The sequence below is a fragment of the Sphingomonas qomolangmaensis genome, assembly GCF_024496245.1.
Classification (GTDB): Bacteria; Pseudomonadota; Alphaproteobacteria; order Sphingomonadales; family Sphingomonadaceae; genus Sphingomonas; species Sphingomonas qomolangmaensis.
Genome location: NZ_CP101740.1, coordinates 106,503 through 128,256 on the forward strand (window position 1 = coordinate 106,503; position 21,754 = coordinate 128,256).

The following is a 21,754-nucleotide window of genomic DNA, read 5'->3' on the forward strand; positions in this document are numbered from 1 at the left end:
CCTGCTATCGGGCGCGCATGCTGAACCTGAACGCGATCACGGTGCGCCTTGGCGGGCGCCTTATCCTCGATAACGCCACCGCCGCCTTGCCCCCCGGAAGCCGCGTCGGCCTGATCGGCCGAAATGGCGCGGGCAAGTCGACGCTGGTGCGGGTGATCGCCGGTCTGCTCGAGCCCGATGGCGGCGCCGCCGAAATGCCCAAGGCCGCGCGGCTCGGCTATATCGCGCAGGAAGCCCCCTCGGGCACCGCGACGCCGTTCGAGACCGTTCTTGCCGCCGATGTCGAGCGCGCGGCGTTGCTCGAAGAGGTCGAAGAGCTCGAGGACATGGACCGCGTGGTCGAAATCCACGAGCGGCTGATCGCGATCGACGCCCACGCCGCCCCCGCGCGCGCCGCGCGGATCCTGGTCGGCCTCGGCTTCGACGAGGAAATGCAGCAGCGCCCGCTCGACAGCTTCTCGGGCGGCTGGAAGATGCGAGTCGCGCTCGCTGCCCTGCTGTTCAGCCAGCCCGATCTGCTGCTGCTCGACGAGCCATCGAACCATCTCGATCTCGAAGCCGTCATGTGGCTCGAGGATTTCCTCAAGGGCTACAAGGCGACGATCGTCGTCGTCAGCCACGAGCGCGATTTCCTCAACAACGTCGTCGATCACATCCTCCACCTGCAGGGCGGCAAGGTGACGCTGTATCCCGGCGGCTATGACGCGTTCGAAAAGCAGCGCGCCGAACGGATGGCGCAGCTCGCCGCCGCGCGCGCCAGCCAGGAGGCACAGCGCGCCAAGCTGCAGGATTATGTCGCGCGAAACTCAGCCCGCGCCTCGACCGCCAAGCAGGCACAGTCGCGGCAAAAAGCGCTCGCACGCATGGCCCCGATCGCCTCGATGGTCGACGATCCAACGCTCAGCTTCGATTTTCCCGATCCCACCGAATTGCGACCGCCATTGGTGACGCTCGACATGGCGAGCGTCGGCTATGGCGACACGCCGATCCTGCGCAAATTGAACCTGCGGCTTGACCCCGATGACCGGATCGCGCTGCTGGGGCGCAACGGCAACGGCAAGACCACGCTCGCGCGGCTGCTCGCGGCGCAATTGACCCCGATGGAGGGCGAGATCACCTCGTCGGGCAAGATGCGCGTCGGCTATTTCACCCAATATCAGGTCGAGGAACTCGATCCGCGCGACACCCCGATCGAGCATATGGCGGCGCTGATGAAGGGCGCGACCCCCGGCGCGGTGCGCGGCCAGCTCGGCCGGTTCGGCTTTTCGGGCGACAAGGCGACGACGCTCGTCGGCAAGCTGTCGGGCGGCGAAAAGGCGCGGCTGGCGCTGGCGCTGATCACCCGCGACGCGCCGCACATGCTGATCCTCGACGAGCCGACCAACCATCTCGACGTCGACGCGCGCGAGGCGCTGATCCAGGCATTGAATGCCTATCAGGGCGCGGTGGTGGTGGTCAGCCATGACCGCCACATGCTCGAAACCACCGCCGACCGGCTGGTGCTGGTCGATAACGGCACCGCGCGCGAATATGACGGCAGCCTCGACGACTATATCGCGCTGGTGCTGGGTTCGTCGGGCGAAAAGGGCTCGAAGAAGGACAAGAAGGCCGACCGCAAGGCCGCCGCCGCCGCGCGCGAGAAGGAAGCCGAACTGCGCAAGGACGCCAAGACCGCCGAAAGCGAGATCGCCAAGCTGACCGCGGAGAAAAGCGCGCTCGACCACGCGATGTTCGCACCGGCGGATGCGCGGGCGGACCTGGCGAAACTGGCGATGAGCGACCTGATGAAACGCCGCAGCGACGTGGAGGCCAAGCTGGCCGAGGCCGAAACGCGCTGGATGGCGGCAAGCGAAGCGATCGAGGGGGTCGCGGCTTAAGGGGTGGGTAGCGCGATCCCGACACCCCGCCTGTGGGGATTGAAACGGACCTAACCCGTTCGTGCTGAGCTTGTCGAAGCACCGTCCTTCTTCTGCGAACGGTTCGAAAAGAAAGAACAGTGCTTCGACAAGCTCAGCACGAACGGTTTGAGGGGACGATCACCCAAATCCCATTCCCACCCGTTCGTTTCGAGCGAAGTCGAGAAACCGTCAGCGAATAGCCCGCAGCATCACCCCACCGGCGCCACCAACCCGATCCCCTGCAGGATCGCCGCCTGCACCAGCATCACCACCAGCCAATGCCCGCAATCTCCCGCGATCCCGCCCGCGCGCACCCCGCGCAGCCGCAGCGTCACCACCAACGCCGGCACGACGAACCCGATCCAGATCACCACCGCGCTCCCCAGCGACATCGTCCACCGATCGGCCTGCGCCGGTGCCAAAATCAACGCCCCCGCCAGGATCGCGCAAAGCCAGAACTCGGCCACGAACGCAGCGACCAACAACCCCACGCTCCCGCCCCGCCGAGGCTGGTCGCGATACCACACCGCGCCGATCGCGAGCCCGGCAAGCGTGGCGACCAGGATCGGGACAAGGTTTTGCAGGATGTAGATCATGGGTGGAAAGGTAGGACAGGCGGTTCGATAGCGCTACTATTTCAGCGATCGTATGCCTCTATCGCCTAGGGCCGCTAACGCCCAGTTGCGGACATTCGCGCAGCATGAACTGCTAACGACTTTGCACTATAAGCGGCCCATGGTGATCCGTCCGGAGCGTGTAACCCCGTCGTACGACCTGAGGGACTGTACATTGGCGGCTATCGCCGGAGCCGTCGCGAACAGACTGTTGCTCAGCGTGCTCTCGTCGGGGCCGTGGGGCGGAGGTATATCCCTCGCCTTGCTTTTTTTCATGATTGGGTTTGTCGTACTTGCCGTCGCTGGCAGGCCGGCAGCACGTAAGCTTGCCGCCGAAGGTCGAGACACGGTAGCGAATGGCATCCTGCTCGGGGCCGCGGCCGGCTCGTTGACGGGCACAGTGGTCGCGGTATTAGTCGCGACTCTTTTGCTTGGCTCGCCGAGAGCGGCTCTTTCGCTCGTAATGCCGCTTTTTGGCTTAGTTGGGGTCCTGAACGGTGCTGTTGCTGGCCTCGCCTTTATCTGGCTGGGCCGGAAAGGCTCAACCAGGCGGGACCCTGCCGATGCGGGGAAACACGTCGACTTTGTCGTGGAAAAGAGATTTCGGTGGTTTTGGGCAGTTATTTTTCTCGGGCTTGGGCTGCCCATCGCAGCCCTGATACAGGTCGCGACATATACGAGTCCTAAGCCGGTCAGTTTCCCGATCGGGGGAGTTGTTTACGAATGGCCCGACGGCACCACGGTCTCGCCGCCTGAGCATCCGCGCTACTATGGAAAAGGGTATGTCAGTTATCGCTCCAGCAATCGTTATCGGGACCCCGATTCCTTTTCCATCATCTACGATGGGAACAACCAAAGCGCGCTGAACAGGGTAGGTCTTCCACATCTGAGGATGGTCACTTTCGAAGACAGGAAGCCTGAGGATTACCTGGTTCGAACGACATCAGCGGGAAGGGTCATATGCAACCGACAGAGCATAAAGGCGGGCTTCGCCCATTCTTGCGGTATGAGTTTCGTTCACCGCCGAGCGCGCTGGCAGCTTCGTTTTAATGTCCGCCACGCAAGGAATGCCGAGCGACTGCATCGGGAAGCGCGGGCGAGATTGGAGGCGTTTCGCTATCGTCCAAAGCGGTGAGACGCCGTCCACTTTCCACCCACTTCAGCAATTCCGCCAGCTAGATTGGCACGGTCACGCCGCCGCCAACCGAACCGCGCTGTCCTACAAGCGCGAGCTTTGGTACCCATGCCACATGAACACGTTTCGCTCATCCCCACCCGCTTCGCGTTTCGCGACGCGGAAAGGGCGAATCCGGGGGGGACGTAGTGTAGCTTTTGTAGCTTTCCGAGGCTCCGAATCGCCAAAACCGCCCATTCCCAACCACCCCGACCTCGCATAGCCTCGCGCCCATGATCCGCATCGCCACCTATGCGCTGTTCTGGCCGCATTATCTGCGCGAGCACGCCAGGCCCGAGACGCGGCGGCTGCATTATATCGGCACCGCGCTCACGCTGGCGTTGCTTGTCGTCGCGATCGGCGCGGGCGGGTGGTGGTGGGCGGCGGTGCCGGTCGCGGGCTATGGCTTTGCCTGGTACGCCCATTTCCGCGTCGAGCGGAACCGGCCGGCGACCTTTACCCATCCCTGGTGGTCGCTGCTCAGCGACTTTCGCATGTTCTTCCTGGCGGTGGGCGGCAGGCTGGCGCCGCATCTCGAGCGCGCTGGGGTGGCAACCGGGCGTTGACCGGCTGACAGCAGGTGTTGCTTGCCGCGCGCACCCGCAAATCCCTATCTCTGGTCCATGCAGACAACCAACGATACGCTCGCCTTGATCGGAAACACCCCGCTGGTCCGCCTCAAGGGGCCGAGCGAGGCTGCCGGGGCCGAGATCTTCGCAAAGTGCGAATTCACCAATCCGGGCGCCAGCGTGAAGGACCGCGCGGCATTGTTCATCGTCCAGGATGCCGAGGCACGCGGATTGCTCCAGCCTGGCGGCACGATCGTCGAGGGGACTGCGGGCAATACCGGGATCGGGCTGGCGCTGGTTGCCAATGCCAAGGGCTATCGCACGATCATCGTGATGCCCGAGACGCAGAGCCGCGAGAAGATGGACACGCTGCGCGCGCTCGGCGCCGAGCTGGTGCTGGTGCCCGCCGCGCCCTATTCGAACCCCGGCCATTTCGTCCACACCTCGCGCCGGATCGCCGAGGAGACGCCCGGCGCGGTTTGGGCCAACCAGTTCGACAATATCGCCAACCGCCGCGCGCATATCGTCGGCACCTCGAGCGAGATCTGGGGGCAGATGGAAGGCCGGATCGACGGCTTCACCTGCGCCGCGGGCACCGGCGGCACGATCGCCGGGGTCGGGCTGGGGCTCAAGGAGCGCGATCCCAAGGTGACGATCGCGCTCACCGATCCGCACGGCGCCGCGCTCTACGAATATTACGCCAATGGCGAATTGAAGTCCGAAGGTTCGTCGGTTGCCGAGGGGATCGGGCAGGGGCGGATCACCGCCAACCTGGAGGGCGCGCCGATCGACACCCAGTTCCGCGTGTCGGACGAAGAGGGCCTCGAATGGATGCGCCGGCTGCTCGCCGAAGAGGGGCTGTGCCTGGGGCTGTCGTCGGGGATCAACGTCGCGGGCGCGGTGCGGCTGGCGCGGCAGCTTGGCGCGGGCAGCCGGGTGGTCACGATCCTGTGCGACACCGGCTTTCGCTATCTCTCGACGCTGTACGATCGCGATTGGCTGACCGCCAAGGGGCTGTCGGTGCCGGCCGCGCTGGCGCCGCGCTGACACCGCGGTCGACAAGTCGCGGCGGGATGGTTACTTTCCTGGTATCGTGATGCCACCCACCATCGACCAGAGCCAGGCAATGCAGCGTATCCGGGTCGCGACGACCGGGCTGGCGCTGGTCGTGCTGCTGATCACGATCGCCAGCGCGATCTTCAGTTCGGTCGACCGCCAGGCGCCGGTCGAGGCGATCGGATCGTCGAAGCCCGATGTCGTCGCCAACATGACCCTGCTCGGCAACAGCGTCGCGGCGCAAGCGCCGCAGGACGAGCCGCTGGCCGAACTCGGCGTCGCGCCGAGCCGCACCTCGGGCGAGGTCGTCAACGTCGTGGTGGTCGAGCAACCTCCGGCGCCGCGTTAAGCATCTTCTTTCATTTCCCGGCAACGCTTTACGGACCGATTCTCCACGGCCTTAAAAGAACATAACAAGGCCAAAAGCGTACATAGTGCCTTTGTGGATGCTGGTGGGGCAAAGTGGGGCGAAAAGGCATAGATTTCCATTGTAGCGACCCCCTCGATTTGGTACGAAATTGCCGCGGGGCACGTTCCTCTTCGTCATCCGATATCAGCCGAGGCCAGGTCGTGGTTTCGGGCGGGGAGAGGCTGTGTGTGCTCCCGATGAAGGGCGCGGGTGGCAGACAGGGAACTCTTTTACGGCTTCACGCTGCAGTCGGTCGACGACAAGGGTCGCGTCGCGATTCCCGCCGACCTGCGCGTCGTGCTCGACCGTAATACCCCGCCGCAGGAGCCGCCGGTGCGCACCGTGCTGGTCGGCCGCGACCCCGCATTGAACTGCCTGCTGTGCTACGACGTCACCTGGGCGCGCCAGCTCAACGACGATTTCAATCATCTCCGCCGGCTCGCCGCCGAACAGGGTCGCCCCTTCGACGAAAAGGCCGAGCGCCGCGCGAATCGCGTCGAAATCGCCAATTACGACCCCAGCGGCCGCTTCGTGCTGCCCGCCTATGAGCGCCAGCGCGCCGGGATCGGCAAATGGGCGTTCTTCGCGGGCGACGGCGACCGCTTCCAGGTGTGGGCACCCGAGACTCTGCTCGCCGCCGAGATCGACGATCCCGATCTGCAGGATCGCTGCCGCTTCTACATGGCGCAGAAGAAGGTGGTGCTGTGACCGCGCCGCACACCCCCGTCCTGCTCGCCGAAGTGATCGCCGGCCTCGCGATCACCCCGGGCGAGCGGCATGTCGACGCGACCTTCGGCGCGGGCGGCTATACCCGCGCGATGCTCGAAGCCGGCGCGCGGGTAATCGGCTTCGACCGTGATCCGCACGCGATCCGCGACGGGCAGGCGATGGCAGCGGCGAGCGACGGCGCGCTGATCCTGGTCGAATCGCCTTTCTCCGCGCTCGAAAGCGAGCTGGCGGCGCGCGATGCGGTGCCCGTCGACGGCGTGACGATGGATATTGGCGTATCGTCGATGCAGCTCGACCAGCCCGAGCGCGGCTTTTCGTTCCGGGGCGACGGCCCGCTCGACATGCGGATGAGCCAGGCGGGCGAAAGCGCCGCCGATTTCCTCAACACCGCCGACGAGGAAGCGATCGCCGACGTCCTCTATCGCTATGGCGAGGAGCCGCGCTCGCGCCGGGTCGCGCGTGCGATCGTCGCGGCGCGCCCACTTGCCCGCACCGGCGAGCTCGCCTCGGTCGTTCGCCGGTCGCTCGGCTACAAGCCGCACGACAAGAAGGACCCCGCGACACGGACCTTCCAGGCGATCCGTATCCACCTCAACCGCGAGCTCGACGAGCTGGTCGACGGCCTCGCCGCTGCCGAGCGCGTGCTCGCGCCGGGCGGGCGACTCGCGGTGGTGACCTTTCACAGCCTGGAGGATCGGCTGGTGAAGCGCTTTTTTCGCGAACGGTCGGGCAGCGAACCCGCCGGATCGCGGCATCGGCCGGCGGCGCTGTCGCCCCGGCCGCCAAGCTTCGAGCAACCGGCGCGCGCTGTGCGGGCCGGCGAAGACGAGATCGCGCGCAACCCGCGCGCGCGCTCGGCAACCTTGCGTGTAGCCCGGCGTACCGCGGCAGCCCCATGGGGGCAGGGAGAAAACTGATGGCGGCAAAGAGCTTGAAGGGCTTTGGCTGGTTTCTGTGCGGCGTGCTGGTAGCGCCGCCCTGCTATCTGGTCTCGTCCTGGGTGGCGACCGAACGCGCGCGGGTCGAAAGCCTGCAGCGTGCGATCGTGTCGGCGCAGCGCGAAATTCGCGACCTCGAAACCGAATTCCAGACGCGCTCGAGCATCGCCCAGCTCGAACGCTGGAACGGCGACGTGCTCGCGCTCGCCGCGCCGCGCCCCGAACAATATGTAGCGGGCGAGGAGGCGCTGGCGCAGCTGCATGTCGCGACGCCGGGCGAAGCCACTGTCCAGCAGGCTGCGTTCATCGTCCCCGCCGGGCTCTACGACAACGACCTTCACCGCGCGAACCAGCAGCAGCTGGCAGCGGTCAGCCCGGCTGCGCCCGCTACATCCACGCCGACCACGCCCGCGGCCAAGCCTGCGACAGCCGCCGCGCCCAAGCGCAGCGCAGCGCCGATCGCGCTCGCCTCGGTCGCGACCACCAGCCCCGAGCGTGCGCTCGCCGCGCCCTCGCGCCGGCCGACCGAGCGCAAGGCGCAGGCGGTCGCGATGCTCGACGACACGCTGTTGAGCGACCGGACGCTCGGTGATCTGGCGCGCGGCGCAAAATCCGAAACGGTGAAACGACGTTGATCGTCCTGACGGCGCCTCCGACCGCCGACCGGCGCAACGGCGCGGGCCGGCACGCGCTGGTCCAGACCGCGCAGGCGCGCCTGATGATCCTGCTGCTGCTGTTCGCGGCGGGAGTGTTGATCGTCGTCGGCCGGCTGGCGATGCTCGCCTGGTCGGCCGAGCCCGCGACGGGGCGCGACGTCGCCGCGATGCTCACCCCGGTGCGCGGCGATATCGTCGATCGCCACGGTGCGCCGCTCGCGCGGACGATCGATGCCTGGTCGATCGGCGTCCACCCCGACAAGGTGATCGGCGACAAGCGCCAACTCGCCGACTCGCTGGCCGAACTGATGCCCGATCGTGGTGCCGACGATTATTATCGCGCGCTGACCTCGGGATCGACCTTCACCTATCTCCAGCGCCGCGCGCTGCCCGAGCTGGTCAATAGCGTGAACGCGCTGGGCGAGCCGGGTATCGCCTTCGCCCGCGAGCCCGAGCGACTGTATCCGCAGACGACGCTGGCGGCGCACGCGCTCGGCCTGCTCGATTTCGACGGCCATGGCGTCACCGGGATGGAGAAGCATCTCGATCCCAAGCTGACCAACCCGGCGCTGCGCGGCGCGCCGGTGCCGTTGTCGCTCGACTTGCGCGTTCAAGGGGCGCTTGAGAGCGAACTTGGGCGTGCGATGGCGACCTTCGGCGCCGCGGGGGCGGCCGGGGTGATCCTCGACGTCGATACCGGCGAGGTGATGGCGATCGCGTCGCTTCCCAGCTTCAACCCCAACCGGATGGGCAAGGGCGACAGCGGCATCCTCAACAACGTGACGCAGAGCGTCTACGAGCTGGGATCGACCTTCAAGCCGCTGGTGATGGCCGAGGCGATCGACACCGGCGTCGTGACGTCGATGGCGAAGCGCTATGATGCCACCGCGCCGCTGCGGATCGGTCGTTTCCATATCCGCGACGATCACGCGCAGAAGCGCTGGCTCAACGTTCCCGAGACCTTGGTGCATTCGTCAAACATCGCGACCGCGCGGGTTGCCGAGGAAATGGGCCAGGCCAAAATGGAGCATCTGTTCCGCAAGCTCGGCTTCGACACCGCGCCCGATATCGAGATCGAAAAGGCGCGGCCGATCTGGCCCGCCAATTGGGGACGCTCGACCACGCTAACGACGGCCTATGGCCACGGCATCGCGATCACCCCGCTCCACCTAGCCAGCGCCTATGCCGCGATGGTGAATGGCGGGACGTGGCGGCCGGCGACGATGCTCAAGGTGCCGCAGGGCAAGGCAGCAACGGGGCGCCGCGTGTTTTCGGAGACCACCAGCGCGCGGATGCGCCAGCTGATGCGGCTGGTGGTGCTCGAGGGCACCGGCCGCCGCGGCGAGGCGCCGGGCTACCGTGTCGGCGCCAAGACCGGCACCGCCGAGAAGCCCGGTGCGGGCGGATACAATAAACGGGTGAACGTTTCGACCTTCGCGGCGGCTTTCCCGATGGACGCACCACGCTATGTGGTGATCGCTATGCTCGATTCGCCCAAAGGCACCGCCGAAACCTTCGGCTTCACCGGCGCCGCCTGGACCGCCGCCCCCGTCGTCAGCCGCGTCATCTCGCGCACCGGTCCCTTGCTGGGGGTGGTCCCCGACATGAACCGCGACATCAACGTGTCCGAACTGATGCCGCTGCTGTGGCGCGCCGCGGGCGACAAGAAGGTCGACCAATGAAGCTCGGCACGCTGACCGGCGGCACCGAAACGCAAAACGTCACCGGCTTTGCGATCGACCATCGCAAGGTCGCGCCGGGCACCGTCTTCGGCGCGTTCGAAGGCGCGCGGGTCAATGGCGAGGATTTCATCCCCCAGGCGATCGCCAGCGGCGCGATCGCGGTGGTCGCGCGCCCCGAAGCGGTGGTCGAAGGCGCGGTGCACATCGCGCAGGACAGCCCGCGCGCCTGCTTCGCCGAAATGGCCGCGCGCTTTTTCGCGCCGTTCCCGCCGGTGACGGCTGCAGTCACCGGCACCAACGGCAAGACCTCGACCGTCGAGCTGACGCGCCAATTATGGCGGATGGCGGGGCACCATGCCGCCTCGATCGGCACGCTGGGCGTCACCACCGCCGACGAGCGCGTGACCACCGGGCTCACGACCCCCGACGTCGTTACCTTCCTGTCGAACGTCGCCGGGCTGGCGCGCGAGGGGGTGACGCATCTGGCGTTCGAGGCATCGAGCCACGGCCTGTCGCAATATCGCACCGAGGGACTGCCCGTCCGCGCCGCCGCCTTCACCAATCTCAGCCGCGACCATCTCGATTACCACAAGGACATGGCGGAATATTTCACCGCCAAATTGCGGCTGTTCGCCGAAGTGCTCGCGGATGACGGCACCGCGGTGGTGTGGGTCGACGATCCGCACGCCGATCGCGTGCTCGATCTGGCGCGGCATCGCGGCAACCGGCTGATCACCGTAGGCGAACATGGCGACACGCTGCGGTTGGTCGGGCGCGATCCGACCTTGCTGGGGCAAGGGCTGACGATCGAGGCCGATGGCGCGATCCACAAGGTCAATCTGCCGCTGATCGGTGCGTATCAGGCGGCCAACGCCTTGGTCGCCGCCGGGCTGGTCATCGCGACCGGCGGTGCGGTTGCGCCGACGCTGCAGGCATTGGCGCGGTTGCAGCCGGTGCGCGGCCGGCTCGAACGCGCGGCGATCGCGCGCAGCGGCGCGCCGGTCTATGTCGATTACGCGCACACCCCGGATGCGCTCGAAGCCGCGATCGCCGCGCTCAAGCCGCATGCCGCGGGCAAGCTGATCGTCGTGTTCGGCGCAGGTGGCGACCGCGATCCGGGCAAGCGCGAGCTGATGGGGCAGGTGGCGGCGGCACGCGCCGATGTCGCGATCGTCACCGACGATAATCCGCGCACCGAGGACGCCGCGAGCATCCGCCGCGAAGTGCTGAAGGGCGCCCCTGGCGCGACCGAAATCGGCGACCGCCGCGCCGCCATCGCCGCCGCGATCGCGCAGGCGGGCGAGGCCGACATCGTCCTGATCGCGGGCAAGGGGCATGAACAGGGGCAGATCGTCGGCGACATGGTGCTGCCGTTCGATGATGTGAGCGTGGCGCGCGAGTGCGCGGCGTGAGGGGCGGGGGTTTGTCCCCCTCCCGCCTGCGGGAGGGGCTAGGGGAGGGCATGTCCTCCCGCGCGATCGATGGGTTTCAAAGACAAGCCCTCCCCCGACCCCTCCCGCAAGCGGGAGGGGGGAAGTGAGTCTCTACACCGCCGCCGAAATCGCCGCCGCCACCGGCGGCACTGCCTCGGCCGACTTCGTCGTCACCGGCGTCACCTTCGATTCGCGTGAGGTCGGCCCCGGCGACCTGTTCATCGCGCTCACCGGCGAATCGACCGACGGGCATCGGTTCCTGGGGCAAGCCTTCGCCCAGGGCGCAGCTGGGGCGATCGTCTCGCAGCCTTGCGACCAGCCGCATGTGCTGGTGCCGGACACGATGGCCGCGCTCGAAGCGCTCGGCCGCGCTGCCCGCGCGCGCACTGCGGCGACGATCATCGGGGTCACCGGATCGGTCGGCAAGACCGGGACCAAGGAGGCGCTCGCCGCCGCGCTCGACCGTGCCGAGCCGGGCGCCACACACAAATCGGTCAAGAGCTACAACAACCATACCGGCGTCCCGCTCAGCCTGGCGCGGATGCCCGCCGACAGCCGCTTCGCGGTGCTCGAAATGGGGATGAACCACGCCGGCGAACTCACCGCGCTGACCGGGCTGGTGCGCCCGCACGTTGCGATCGTCACCGCGGTTGCGCCCGCGCACACCGCGTTCTTCTCGGGCGTCGAGGCGATCGCCGATGCCAAGGGCGAGATCTTTGCGGGGCTCGAACCCGGCGGCACCGCGATCATCCCCTTCGACAGCCCGCATCGCGACCGGCTGATCGCCGCCGCACGACCCTATGCCGCGCACATCGTGACCTTCGGCAGTGGCGAAGGCGCCGATGTCCGCGCGATCGAGGCGCTGCCGGGGCCGGCAGGCACCTTCATCGCCGCCCAGGTGGGGGAGCGCGAACTCAGCTTCACGATCGGCCAGCCGGGAATGCACTGGGTGTCGAACGCGCTGGCGATCGTCGCCGCGGTCGATGCCGCGGGCGGCGACCTTGGCCTGGCCGGGCTGGCGCTCGCCGACCTGGCGGGGCTGCCGGGGCGCGGCGCGCGCAGCGAGATCGTGCTGCCCGGCGGCACCGCGACGCTGTTCGACGAAAGCTACAACGCCAACCCCGCATCGATGCGCGCGACGCTCGCGGTGCTCGCCGCCTCGCCCGGCCGGCGGATCGCGGTGCTCGGCGAAATGCGCGAGCTCGGCGATAATTCCCCGAGCTATCACAGTGGCTTGGCCGAGCCGGTCGAGGCGGCAGGCGTCGCGCAGGCGATCCTGGTCGGCGAACAGATGCGCCCGCTGGCGCAAGCGCTTGCCGGACGTGTCGACTTCGTCCATGTCGCCGACGCCGCCGCCGCGCGCGCCGCGCTGGAAGCAGTGCTGGCGCCCGGCGATGCGGTCCTTATCAAGGGTTCGAACGCACTCGGGCTGTCGGCGGTCGTCCGCGCGCTGACCGAACGACGCAGCCAGGAAATCGCCCGCTAATGCTCTATCTGCTCGCCCAGTATCTCGACTTTCCCGGCGGCCTCAACCTCGTGCGCTACCTCTCGTTCCGCACCGGCGGCGCGGTGGCGACCGCGCTCGTCATCGGGCTGCTGATCGGGCCAAAGTTCATCGGCTGGCTGCGGCTTCGCCAGGGCAAGGGCCAGCCGATCCGCGCCGACGGACCGCAGACGCACCTCGCCAAGCGCGGCACCCCGACGATGGGCGGGCTGATGATCCTCACGGCGCTGACGATCAGCGTGCTGATCTGGATGGACCTGACCAACCCCTTCGTCTGGGCATGCCTGTTCGTGACGCTGGGGTTCGGCTGCATCGGCTTCCTCGACGATTACGACAAGGTCAGCAAGGCGAGCACCGCGGGGGTATCGGGCCGCACCCGGCTGGCGCTCGAATTCCTGATCGCGGGGATCGCCAGCTGGATCATCATCCAGCAGAACGGGACGATGCTGTACCTGCCGTTCCTGTCGAACGTCGCGATCGACCTTGGCTGGTTCTACATTCCCTTCGCCGCCTTCACGATCGTCGCGTTCGGCAATGCGGTGAACCTGACCGACGGGCTCGACGGGCTGGCGACGATGCCGGTGATCATCGCGAGCGTCGCGTTCATGGTCATCGTGTATCTGGCGGGCAACGCGATCTATTCGGCGTATCTGGGCATCCCGCATGTGCCGCGCGCGGGCGATCTGGCGATCTTCTGCGGCGCGATCGCGGGCGCTGGCCTTGCCTTCCTGTGGTTCAACGCGCCGCCTGCCGCGGTCTTCATGGGTGATACCGGCAGCTTGGCGCTGGGCGGCGCGCTCGGCGCGATCGCGGTGACCGCGCATCACGAGATCGTGCTGGGGATCATCGGCGGCTTGTTCGTGATGGAGGCGATGAGCGTCATCATCCAGGTGTTCTTCTACAAGCGCACCGGCCGCCGCGTGTTCAAGATGGCGCCGATCCACCATCATTTCGAACAGCTCGGCTGGAGCGAGCCGACGGTGGTGATCCGCTTCTGGATCATCTCGCTGGTGCTGGCGCTGGCGGGCCTGTCGACGTTGAAGATCCGGTGATCACCGCGCGCGCCTGGGCGGGCAAGCGCTTCGCGGTGCTCGGCCTGGCGCGTTCGGGCGCGGCGACGGTGGCGGCGTTGTTGGCTGGCGGCGCGGAGGTGCTCGCGCACGACGATGATCCTGCAAAGGTGCAGGCAATCAGAAATCCAAAAGTCGAGGGGCACCAGCTTTTCATTGACGACTTTACTGACTGGCAGGAGTTCGAGGTCGATGGCCTGGTTCTTTCACCCGGCGTCCCGCTGAACCGATTGCCGCTTGTGAAGTATGCCGCCGCCGCGCGCGTGCCCGTCATCGGCGACGTCGAGCTCTTCGCCCAAGCGCGCCCCGAGCTGCCGCCGCACCGTGTCGTCGGGATCACCGGCACCAACGGCAAATCGACCACCACCGCGCTGATCCATCACATCCTCGCCACCGCCGGCGTACCGACGCGGATGGGCGGCAATATCGGCCTGCCGATCCTGGCGCAGGACGCGCTGCCGCTGGGCGGGGTCTATGTGCTCGAGCTGTCGAGCTATCAGATCGACCTGACCCAGACGCTCGATTGCGACGTGGCGGTGTTGCTCAACATCACCCCCGACCATCTCGATCGTTATGCCGGGTTCGAGGGCTATGCCGCGGCGAAGGCGCGGTTGTTCGCGATGCAGACGCCGGGCCACGCCGCGATCATCGGCATCGGTGACGAAGCATCGTCCGACATTGCTCGCCAACTCGCCCGCGGCGGGCGGGCCGAGGACCTGACCAAGATCGCGCCGGGGGTCTGCATGGACCAGTCGCGCTGGCCCGCGCTGCAAGGCCCGCACAACGCGCAGAACGCGCTGGCGGCGATCGCCGCGTGCGAGGCGTTGGGGGTGTCGCAGCGAGCGATCAACGCGGGGCTTGCGAGCTTCGGCGGGTTACCGCACCGGATGCAGATCGTCGGGACCCGGAACGGCGTGCGCTTCGTCAACGATTCGAAGGCGACCAACCCCACCTCGACCGCGCCGGCGTTGCAGGCGTTCGACCGAATCCACTGGATCTGCGGCGGGCAGGCCAAGACCGACGATCTCGACGCGTGTCGTCCGGGGTTCGCCAACGTGAAGCGCGCCTACACGATCGGCGACGCCGCGGCGCTGTTCGAACGGCTGCTCGCTCCCGACATGGCGGTCGAGCAAGCCGGCACGCTAGACGCCGCGGTCGCCGCAGCATGGGCGAATGCGGTGCCGGGCGACACGATCCTGCTGTCACCCGCCTGCGCATCGTTCGACCAGTTCCGCGATTTCACCGCGCGCGGCGATGCTTTTGTCGATCTGGTAGGAGCGCTCGAATGACCGACGTGCTGCGCGACAATGCATCGCGGGGGCTTCGCGGCCGGGTCGAGGAACGGCTGGGGCGCGGCAATCGCACCCCGCTGGGGCTGTGGTTCTGGGAGATCGACCGCGTATTGCTGCTGCTGGCGTTCCTGCTGATCGCGATCGGGCTGGTCGCGGTCGCGGCCGCCTCGCCCGCCTCGGCGATCCGCTATTCGGACGGCGAAAAGACCTTCCCGGCGATGTATTATTTCTGGCGCCAGGCGATGTGGGTGACGGTGTCGATCCCCTTCATGCTCGGCACCTCGATGCTGTCGACCACCGCTGCCCGGCGGATCGCTTTGGTCGGCACGTTGGTGTTGATCGTCGCGCTGATGGCCTTGCCCTTCGTCGGCGCCGAGGTGAACGGCGCGCGGCGCTGGATCGGGCTCGGCTTCACCCAGTTCCAGCCGTCCGAATTCCTCAAGCCGCTGTTCATCGTCACCACCGCGTGGCTGCTGTCGCTGCGCGCCAAGGACCCCGAATTGCCGCTGGTGATCATCACCGGCGGGCTCACCGCTCTGGTCGGCGGGCTGCTGATGCTCCAGCCCGATTTCGGGCAGACGGTGGTGTTCGGCGCGGTGTGGATGGTGATGCTGATGATCGCGGGCACCAGCCCCAAGGCGATCGGCGCACTGATCGGCAGCGCGGTGGCGGGCATCGTTGCTGCCTATTTCTTCTACGGCACCGCGCGCACCCGGATCGACGCCTTCCTGTTTCCCGATCCCGACAAGGCGATGACCGATCATTACCAGACCGACATGGCGCATGCGACGATCACCGGCGGCGGCATCACCGGCACCGGCCCCGGCGGCGGCATCGTCAAGTTCAAGCTGCCCGAGGCGCATACCGATTACATCTTCTCGGTCGTCGGCGAGGAATTCGGGCTGATGGCCTGCGCCGCGATCGCGCTGGTGTTCCTGGCGATCGTCGTGCGGGTGTTCGTGAAACTGCTCGACGAAGAGGATGCGTTCCGCCTGCTCGCCGCATCGGGGCTGGCGGTGCAGCTGGGGATCCAGGCGCTCATCAACATGGCGGTGAACACCGGGATCGCGCCGTCGAAGGGCATGACCTTGCCCTTCATCAGCTATGGCGGGTCGTCGATGATCGCGCTGTCGATCGGCTTCGGCCTATTGCTCGCCTTCACGCGGCGAAACCCGTATCTGAAGCGATCGCCGTACAGCGTCGCACGGAGCAAACAGTGAATCCTCGTCATTACGTCCTCGCCGCCGGTGGCACCGGGGGGCATATGGTCCCCGCCGCCGCGCTCGCCGCCGAACTCGCCGCGCGCGGGCATCATGTCGCGCTGGTGAGCGACGAGCGCGGGGTGCGCTTCCCCGGATTGTTCGACGATGTGCAGACGCATGTGCTGCCCGCCGGGCGCTTCACCGGCGGCCCGATCGGCTGGGCCAAGGCAGCGCGCAAGATGATCGCCGGCCGTTCGATGGCGATCGAACTGTATCGCGGGTTCAAGCCCGCCGCGGTCGTCGGGTTCGGCGGCTATCCGGCATTCCCCGCGCTGGCCGCGGCATTCCATTGCAAGCTGCCGACGATCATCCATGAACAGAATGCGGTGCTCGGCCGGGTCAACCGGCTGGTAGCGGGTAAGGTCAGCGCGATTGCGACCAGCTATGCGGGGGTCGAGCGGCTGAAGCCCGATCATGAACCGAAGGTGCGGCTGATCGGCAACCCGGTGCGCCAGTCGGTGCTCGACCTGCGCGATCGGCCCTATCCCGAACTTGACGAGGACGGCATCTTCCGCGTGCTCGTCACCGGCGGCAGCCAGGGCGCGTCGATCCTGAGCGACGTCGTCCCCGACGGTCTGGCGCTGTTGCCCGTCCATTTCCGCCGCCGCTTGCAGGTGACGCACCAGGCGCGGATCGAGGATATCGACGAGGTTCGCGCCAAATATGCCGCGCACCAGATCCCCGCCGAGATCGCGACCTATCTGCCCGACCTGCCCGAGCGGCTGGCCTGGGCGCATGTGGTGATCGCGCGCGCCGGCGCCTCGACGATCGCCGAGCTCACCGCCGCGGGCCGCCCCGCGATCCTGGTGCCGCTGCCCGGCGCGACCGACGATCACCAGACCGCCAATGCGCGCGAGATCACGCAAGCCGGTGGCGCGCGGACGATCCCGCAACATCTGTTCACCGCGACCGAACTCGCCAAGCAGATGCAGAAGCTGGGGCTGGACACGCTGGCGCTCGCAAACGCCGCGCGCTGTGCGCGCAGCGTCGGGCGGCCCGATGCCGCGCGCGACCTGGCCGATCTGGTCGAGCGGATCGATCAGCCGTCGTTGTTCAACCCCGATGCCCCCGCGCGGCTGCAGGTGGTCGCGTGAAGGGAGTAGGCACCGATATCGGCACGATCCATTTCGTCGGCATCGGCGGAATCGGCATGTCGGGCATCGCCGAGGTGATGCATAACCTGGGCTACGCCGTCCAAGGATCGGACGTTGCCGAGGGCTATGTCATCGAAAGCCTGCGCGCGCGCGGCATCCCGGTGCATATCGGCCACAAGGCCGAGAATGTCGAAGGGGTTGCGGTGGTCGTCACCTCGACCGCGATCAAGCCGGGCAATCCGGAGCGCGACTATGCGCTGGCCAAACGCATCCCGCTGGTGCGCCGCGCCGAGATGCTCGCCGAACTGATGCGGCTCAAATCGACCGTCGCGGTCGCGGGAACCCACGGCAAGACGACGACGACGAGCATGATCGCCGCGATCCTCGATGCCGGCGGGGTCGACCCCACCGTCATCAACGGCGGCATCATCAACAGCTATGGATCGAACGCGCGGCTGGGCGCGAGCGACTGGATGGTGGTCGAAGCCGATGAGAGCGACGGCAGCTTCCTGCGGCTCGACGGGACGCTGGCGGTGGTCACCAACATCGATCCCGAGCATCTTGATCATTACGGCTCGTTTGATCGGGTGAAGGACGCATTCGTCGAGTTCGTCGAGAATGTACCGTTTTACGGCGCGGCGATCCTGTGTCTCGACCATCCCGAGGTGCAGGCGATCATCCCGCGCGTGCGCGACCGGCGGATCGTGACGTACGGCTTTGCCGCACAGGCCGATGTGCGCGGGGTCAATGTGACGCCGCATGTCGGCGGCAATCGCTTCGAAGTGATCGTCCGCCACCGCGACGGCACCACGCGATCGATCGAGAATATCGAGCTGCCGATGCCCGGCCGCCACAATGTCCAGAACGCGCTGGCGTCGATCGCGGTCGCGCTCGAGCTTGGCATCGACGATTCGACGATCGCCAAAGGGTTCGCGGCGTTCACCGGCGTGAAGCGGCGCTTTACCCAGGTCGGCTCGGTAGCCTTTGCACGCGGAGGGGGCGCAGCGATCGTCGACGATTACGGCCACCACCCGGTCGAAATCCGCGCGGTGCTGTCGGCGGCGCGCGAGAGCGCGCAGGGGCGGGTGATCGCGGTGGTGCAGCCGCACCGCTATTCGCGGCTGGGCGGGCTGATGGACGAGTTCGCGCAGGCGTTCAACGACGCCGACATGGTCTATGTGACGCCGGTCTACGCCGCGGGCGAAGCCCCGGTCGAAGGCGTCGATGCCAATGCTTTGGTCGAGAATATCCGCCGGCGCGGGCATCGCTCGGCGCAGGCGATCGACGGACCCGAGGCGCTGGCGAGCGCGCTGGCAGCGGTGGTGCAGCCGGGCGATCAGGTGATCTGCCTGGGGGCGGGGGACATCACGAAATGGGCTGCGGGGCTCGCGCAGGCGATCGAGGCGGCGCGGGCGTGAGGGGGGCGTGTTTCCTGGATGGGGCGGCCTCGCAAGTCTCGCCTAACAGCCGGGCGGTGGAGCAGTGACCGGCACTACTTCTTCCCCCCTCCCGCTTGCGGGAGGGGCCGGGGGTGGGCCTGCGGACGCTGACTTCGGTAAACAGAAAGCCCCACCCCTAACCCCTCCCGCAAGCGGGAGGGGGACTGCGCGCGGTCGCTTAACCCCCGCCGCGCCGCTTGCGCCGCTCGTGTGGTTCAAGGCCGGCGGTGCCGCCGAATGGCTGTTCGAGCCTGCCGACACCGATGACCTTGCGGCCTTCCTCGCCGATCTCGACCCGGCGGTGCCGGTCATGGCGCTGGGCCTGGGATCGAACCTGATCGTGCGCGATGGCGGGGTGCCTGGTGTCGTCGTTCGGCTGGGCAAGCCATTCGCCAAGGTCGAGGCGATCGACGCGGTCACGCTTCGTTGCGGCGGCGGCGCGTCGGGCATTTTGGTGTCGTCGACCGCGCGCGATGCGGGGATTGGCGGCACCGAGTTTTTGCGGTCGATCCCCGGCACCGTCGGCGGCTTCGTGCGGATGAACGGCGGTGCCTATGGCCGCGAGGTGAAGGACGTGCTGGTCGCGTGCGACATCGTCCTGCGATCGGGCGAACGGCACACGCTGGACGTCGGCGACCTGGGCTACACCTATCGCCACAGCGATTTGCCCGAAGGCGCGGTGGTGGTGTCGGCGACTTTCCGCGGCCACCCCGCCGAACCCTCGGTGATCCAGGCCGAAATGGACCGGATCGCCGCCGCGCGCGAAGCATCGCAGCCGCTGCGGAGCAAGACTGGGGGGTCAACCTTCAAGAACCCGCCGGGCGAGAAGGCCTGGGCGCTGGTCGATGCGGCGGGCTGTCGCGGGCTGATGCGCGGTGGCGCGCAGGTGAGCGAGAAGCATACCAACTTCCTCATCAATACCGGTGACGCGACCAGCGCCGATATCGAGGCGCTGGGCGACGATGTCCGCGCGCGGGTGAAGGCGGCGTCGGGGATCGACCTCGAATGGGAAATTCAGCGAGTGGGGCGTAGCGCGTGAACAACAAGAACCTCCACATCGCGGTGCTGATGGGCGGCTGGTCGGCCGAGCGCGAGGTGTCGCTGATGTCGGGTGCCGGCGTCGCCGATGCGCTCGAATCGCTCGGCCATCGGGTCACGCGGATCGACATGGGGCGCGACGTCGCCGCGCGGCTGACCGAAGCCGCACCCGATCTGGTGTTCAACGCGCTCCACGGTACCCCCGGCGAGGATGGCAGCGTGCAGGGGATGCTCGACCTGATGGGGCTGCGCTACACCCATTCGGGGCTGGCGGCATCGGTGATCGCGATCGACAAGGTGCTGACCAAGCAGGCTTTGGTGCCGCACGGCATCCCGATGCCCGGCGGACGGATCGTGCCGACCGAGGAGCTGTACGAGCGCGACCCGCTGCCGCGCCCCTATGTACTCAAGCCGGTCAACGAGGGATCGTCGGTGGGCGTCGCGATCGTCACCGACGAGGGCAATCACGGCAACCCGATCGCGCGCGACAGCGTGGGGCCGTGGAACGAATTCGACGAATTGCTCGCCGAACCCTTCATCCGTGGCCGCGAGCTGACGACGGCGGTGCTCGGCGACCAGGCACTGGGCGTCACCGAATTGAAGCCGACCGGCGGCTTCTACGACTATGCCGCCAAATATACCGATGGGCTGACCGAGCATGTCTATCCCGCCGACATTCCCGACGCGATCGCTCAGGCGTGCGAGGGGATCGCGCTCGAAGCGCATCGGTTGCTCGGCTGCAAGGGTGCCTCGCGCGCCGATTTCCGCTGGGACGACAGCCAAGGGGCCGAAGGGCTGTTCCTGCTCGAGGTCAACACCCAGCCTGGCATGACTCCGCTCAGCCTGGTGCCCGAACAGGCGCGGCATCGCGGGATTGCCTACCCGCAGCTGGTGCAGCGGATCGTCGACGAAGCGATGAACGAAGGGGGGAGGGCGTGAGCAGCATGACGCAGCGTCGATCGGCCCAGAAGCGAGGCGCTCCCGCCAAACGCAAGCAGCCGGCGAAACGGTCGCGGAAGGCCTCGATCCTCGATCGGACGATCGCGGTGCTGCCGGTCAGTGAGCTGGCGCTGCGCCGCGCCGCTGCCTGGACCTTCGCGATCGCGGCGGGTGCGGGGGCGATCGGCATCGCCAGCTTCTTCGGGGTCCCCGGCGCGATCGGCGTCGCGGTGGCCGAGGGGATGGGCCGCGCCGGGCTTCGAGTCGACCAGGTCGAGGTGAGCGGGCTCGAGCGGATGGAGCGGATGTCGGTCTATGCCGTCGCGCTCGAACAGCAATCGCGCGCGATGCCGCTGGTCGACCTCAACGAGGTGCGCGACCGGCTGCTGCGCTATGGCTGGATCGCCGATGCGCGGGTGTCGCGGCGGCTGCCCGATACGCTGGTGATCGACATCGTCGAGCGCACCCCGGCGGCGATCTGGCAGAATAATGGCCAGCTGATGCTGATCGACGAGGCGGGAACGCTGCTCGAGCCGGTGCGCGCCGATGCGATGCCCAATCTGCCGCTGGTGGTGGGCGACGGCGCCAATGCGCAGGAGCCGGCGTATCAGCGGTTGATGGCGGCGGCGCCCGCGCTTCGCCCGATGGTGCGTGCGGCGACCTGGGTCGGTGATCGGCGCTGGGATCTGCAATTCGTGTCGGGCGAGGTGCTGTTGCTGCCCGCCGGAGAGGAGCCTGCCGCCAAGGCGCTGGTGAAGTTCGCCGAGCTCGACGGGCGCGACCGGTTGCTGGGCGGGCATTACAGCCGCTTCGACCTGCGCGATCCGACCAAGCTGGTGATGCGGCGCAAGAGCGGGGTGGAGAAGGTTGCGCCGGTGGTCGGTGAGGATCCACCCACCACCGTTCGTCCTGAGTAGCCATTGAGATTGTCGAAATGGCGTATCGAAGGACCGTGGGG

General features: G+C 67.5%; 20 protein-coding genes. 19 read left to right on the forward strand and 1 reads right to left on the reverse strand.

Features of this window, described 5'->3' with window-relative positions; translation table 11 throughout:
• Positions 1 to 17 precede the first annotated feature (17 nt).
• Entirely contained in the window at positions 18 to 1,877 is a 1,860-nt protein-coding gene (locus NMP03_RS00600) for an ABC-F family ATP-binding cassette domain-containing protein (RefSeq protein WP_256506633.1), read from the forward strand.
• A 230-nt stretch (positions 1,878 to 2,107) separates the two neighbouring features.
• On the opposite strand, the gene NMP03_RS00605 is transcribed toward NMP03_RS00600, so the two are convergent.
• Entirely contained in the window at positions 2,108 to 2,494 is a 387-nt protein-coding gene (locus NMP03_RS00605; protein ID WP_256506634.1) for a DUF1761 domain-containing protein, read from the reverse strand.
• Between the two features lie 280 nt (positions 2,495 to 2,774).
• Between NMP03_RS00605 and NMP03_RS00610 the strand changes: the two genes are divergently transcribed.
• The 18 genes from NMP03_RS00610 to NMP03_RS00695 all read left to right on the forward strand — a co-directional run bounded on the left by NMP03_RS00610 (position 2,775) and on the right by NMP03_RS00695 (position 21,713).
• A complete protein-coding gene (locus NMP03_RS00610) occupies positions 2,775 to 3,647 on the forward strand; it encodes a phage holin family protein (RefSeq protein ID WP_256506636.1) in 873 nt (290 codons plus the stop codon).
• A 272-nt stretch (positions 3,648 to 3,919) separates the two neighbouring features.
• Positions 3,920 to 4,252 carry a DUF962 domain-containing protein gene (locus tag NMP03_RS00615; RefSeq protein ID WP_256506637.1) on the forward strand — a complete coding sequence of 111 codons (333 nt, stop codon included), beginning with the start codon at positions 3,920 to 3,922 and terminating at the stop codon, positions 4,250 to 4,252.
• A gap of 57 nt (positions 4,253 to 4,309) precedes the next feature.
• Complete coding sequence (locus NMP03_RS00620; protein WP_256506638.1) at positions 4,310 to 5,302, forward strand: cysteine synthase A; 993 nt, start codon at positions 4,310 to 4,312, stop codon at positions 5,300 to 5,302.
• A gap of 49 nt (positions 5,303 to 5,351) precedes the next feature.
• Complete coding sequence (locus tag NMP03_RS00625; RefSeq protein WP_319937638.1) at positions 5,352 to 5,660, forward strand: hypothetical protein; 309 nt, start codon at positions 5,352 to 5,354, stop codon at positions 5,658 to 5,660.
• Between the two features lie 270 nt (positions 5,661 to 5,930).
• On the forward strand, positions 5,931 to 6,428 hold the full coding sequence (locus NMP03_RS00630; RefSeq protein ID WP_256506639.1) for a division/cell wall cluster transcriptional repressor MraZ: 498 nt from the start codon (positions 5,931 to 5,933) through the stop codon (positions 6,426 to 6,428).
• The gene (gene rsmH, locus NMP03_RS00635; RefSeq protein ID WP_256506640.1) at positions 6,425 to 7,366 is read left to right on the forward strand and encodes a 16S rRNA (cytosine(1402)-N(4))-methyltransferase RsmH; all 942 of its coding nucleotides are present in this window, start codon (positions 6,425 to 6,427) and stop codon (positions 7,364 to 7,366) included. Before NMP03_RS00630 ends, rsmH begins: the two co-directional genes overlap by 4 nt.
• Entirely contained in the window at positions 7,366 to 8,022 is a 657-nt protein-coding gene (locus NMP03_RS00640) for a hypothetical protein (protein WP_256506641.1), read from the forward strand. The genes rsmH and NMP03_RS00640 overlap by 1 nt, the downstream gene beginning before the upstream one ends.
• A complete protein-coding gene (locus NMP03_RS00645; protein WP_256506642.1) occupies positions 8,019 to 9,725 on the forward strand; it encodes a peptidoglycan D,D-transpeptidase FtsI family protein in 1,707 nt (568 codons plus the stop codon). The genes NMP03_RS00640 and NMP03_RS00645 overlap by 4 nt, the downstream gene beginning before the upstream one ends.
• Positions 9,722 to 11,137: a UDP-N-acetylmuramoyl-L-alanyl-D-glutamate--2,6-diaminopimelate ligase gene (locus NMP03_RS00650; protein ID WP_256506643.1), complete on the forward strand. Its 1,416-nt coding sequence runs from the start codon at positions 9,722 to 9,724 to the stop codon at positions 11,135 to 11,137. Before NMP03_RS00645 ends, NMP03_RS00650 begins: the two co-directional genes overlap by 4 nt.
• Before the next feature lie 124 nt (positions 11,138 to 11,261).
• Positions 11,262 to 12,644: a UDP-N-acetylmuramoyl-tripeptide--D-alanyl-D-alanine ligase gene (locus tag NMP03_RS00655; RefSeq protein ID WP_256506644.1), complete on the forward strand. Its 1,383-nt coding sequence runs from the start codon at positions 11,262 to 11,264 to the stop codon at positions 12,642 to 12,644.
• Complete coding sequence (gene mraY, locus NMP03_RS00660) at positions 12,644 to 13,714, forward strand: phospho-N-acetylmuramoyl-pentapeptide-transferase (protein ID WP_256506645.1); 1,071 nt, start codon at positions 12,644 to 12,646, stop codon at positions 13,712 to 13,714. The genes NMP03_RS00655 and mraY overlap by 1 nt, the downstream gene beginning before the upstream one ends.
• Positions 13,711 to 15,021, forward strand: a complete 1,311-nt coding sequence (gene murD / locus NMP03_RS00665; protein ID WP_256506646.1) for a UDP-N-acetylmuramoyl-L-alanine--D-glutamate ligase — start codon at positions 13,711 to 13,713, stop codon at positions 15,019 to 15,021. The genes mraY and murD overlap by 4 nt, the downstream gene beginning before the upstream one ends.
• Positions 15,018 to 16,244, forward strand: a complete 1,227-nt coding sequence (locus tag NMP03_RS00670; protein ID WP_256506647.1) for an FtsW/RodA/SpoVE family cell cycle protein — start codon at positions 15,018 to 15,020, stop codon at positions 16,242 to 16,244. The genes murD and NMP03_RS00670 overlap by 4 nt, the downstream gene beginning before the upstream one ends.
• 44 nt (positions 16,245 to 16,288) lie before the next feature.
• Positions 16,289 to 17,380 (forward strand): UDP-N-acetylglucosamine--N-acetylmuramyl-(pentapeptide) pyrophosphoryl-undecaprenol N-acetylglucosamine transferase, encoded by a 1,092-nt coding sequence (locus NMP03_RS00675; RefSeq protein WP_256508166.1) that lies wholly within the window; start codon positions 16,289 to 16,291, stop codon positions 17,378 to 17,380.
• Complete coding sequence (gene murC / locus NMP03_RS00680; RefSeq protein WP_256506648.1) at positions 17,377 to 18,798, forward strand: UDP-N-acetylmuramate--L-alanine ligase; 1,422 nt, start codon at positions 17,377 to 17,379, stop codon at positions 18,796 to 18,798. Before NMP03_RS00675 ends, murC begins: the two co-directional genes overlap by 4 nt.
• 229 nt (positions 18,799 to 19,027) lie before the next feature.
• Positions 19,028 to 19,858: a UDP-N-acetylmuramate dehydrogenase gene (gene murB, locus NMP03_RS00685; RefSeq protein ID WP_256506649.1), complete on the forward strand. Its 831-nt coding sequence runs from the start codon at positions 19,028 to 19,030 to the stop codon at positions 19,856 to 19,858.
• Positions 19,859 to 19,887: 29 nt separating this feature from the next.
• The gene (locus tag NMP03_RS00690; RefSeq protein ID WP_256508167.1) at positions 19,888 to 20,796 is read left to right on the forward strand and encodes a D-alanine--D-alanine ligase; all 909 of its coding nucleotides are present in this window, start codon (positions 19,888 to 19,890) and stop codon (positions 20,794 to 20,796) included.
• Positions 20,797 to 20,801: 5 nt separating this feature from the next.
• Complete coding sequence (locus NMP03_RS00695) at positions 20,802 to 21,713, forward strand: cell division protein FtsQ/DivIB (protein ID WP_256508168.1); 912 nt, start codon at positions 20,802 to 20,804, stop codon at positions 21,711 to 21,713.
• Positions 21,714 to 21,754 lie beyond the last annotated feature (41 nt).

Coding starts and splice junctions, on each gene's coding strand:
- NMP03_RS00675 (WP_256508166.1), top strand. CDS start 16,289: ATGGTCCCCGCCGCCGCGCTCGCCGCCGAACTCGCCGCGCGCGGGCAT.
- NMP03_RS00625 (WP_319937638.1), top strand. CDS start 5,352: ATGCCACCCACCATCGACCAGAGCCAGGCAATGCAGCGTATCCGGGTC.
- NMP03_RS00695 (WP_256508168.1), top strand. CDS start 20,802: ATGACGCAGCGTCGATCGGCCCAGAAGCGAGGCGCTCCCGCCAAACGC.
- NMP03_RS00670 (WP_256506647.1), top strand. CDS start 15,018: ATGACCGACGTGCTGCGCGACAATGCATCGCGGGGGCTTCGCGGCCGG.
- NMP03_RS00605 (WP_256506634.1), bottom strand. CDS start 2,494: ATGATCTACATCCTGCAAAACCTTGTCCCGATCCTGGTCGCCACGCTT.
- NMP03_RS00615 (WP_256506637.1), top strand. CDS start 3,920: ATGATCCGCATCGCCACCTATGCGCTGTTCTGGCCGCATTATCTGCGC.
- NMP03_RS00640 (WP_256506641.1), top strand. CDS start 7,366: ATGGCGGCAAAGAGCTTGAAGGGCTTTGGCTGGTTTCTGTGCGGCGTG.
- NMP03_RS00650 (WP_256506643.1), top strand. CDS start 9,722: ATGAAGCTCGGCACGCTGACCGGCGGCACCGAAACGCAAAACGTCACC.
- NMP03_RS00690 (WP_256508167.1), top strand. CDS start 19,888: ATGGGCGGCTGGTCGGCCGAGCGCGAGGTGTCGCTGATGTCGGGTGCC.
- NMP03_RS00620 (WP_256506638.1), top strand. CDS start 4,310: ATGCAGACAACCAACGATACGCTCGCCTTGATCGGAAACACCCCGCTG.
- NMP03_RS00600 (WP_256506633.1), top strand. CDS start 18: ATGCTGAACCTGAACGCGATCACGGTGCGCCTTGGCGGGCGCCTTATC.
- mraY (WP_256506645.1), top strand. CDS start 12,644: ATGCTCTATCTGCTCGCCCAGTATCTCGACTTTCCCGGCGGCCTCAAC.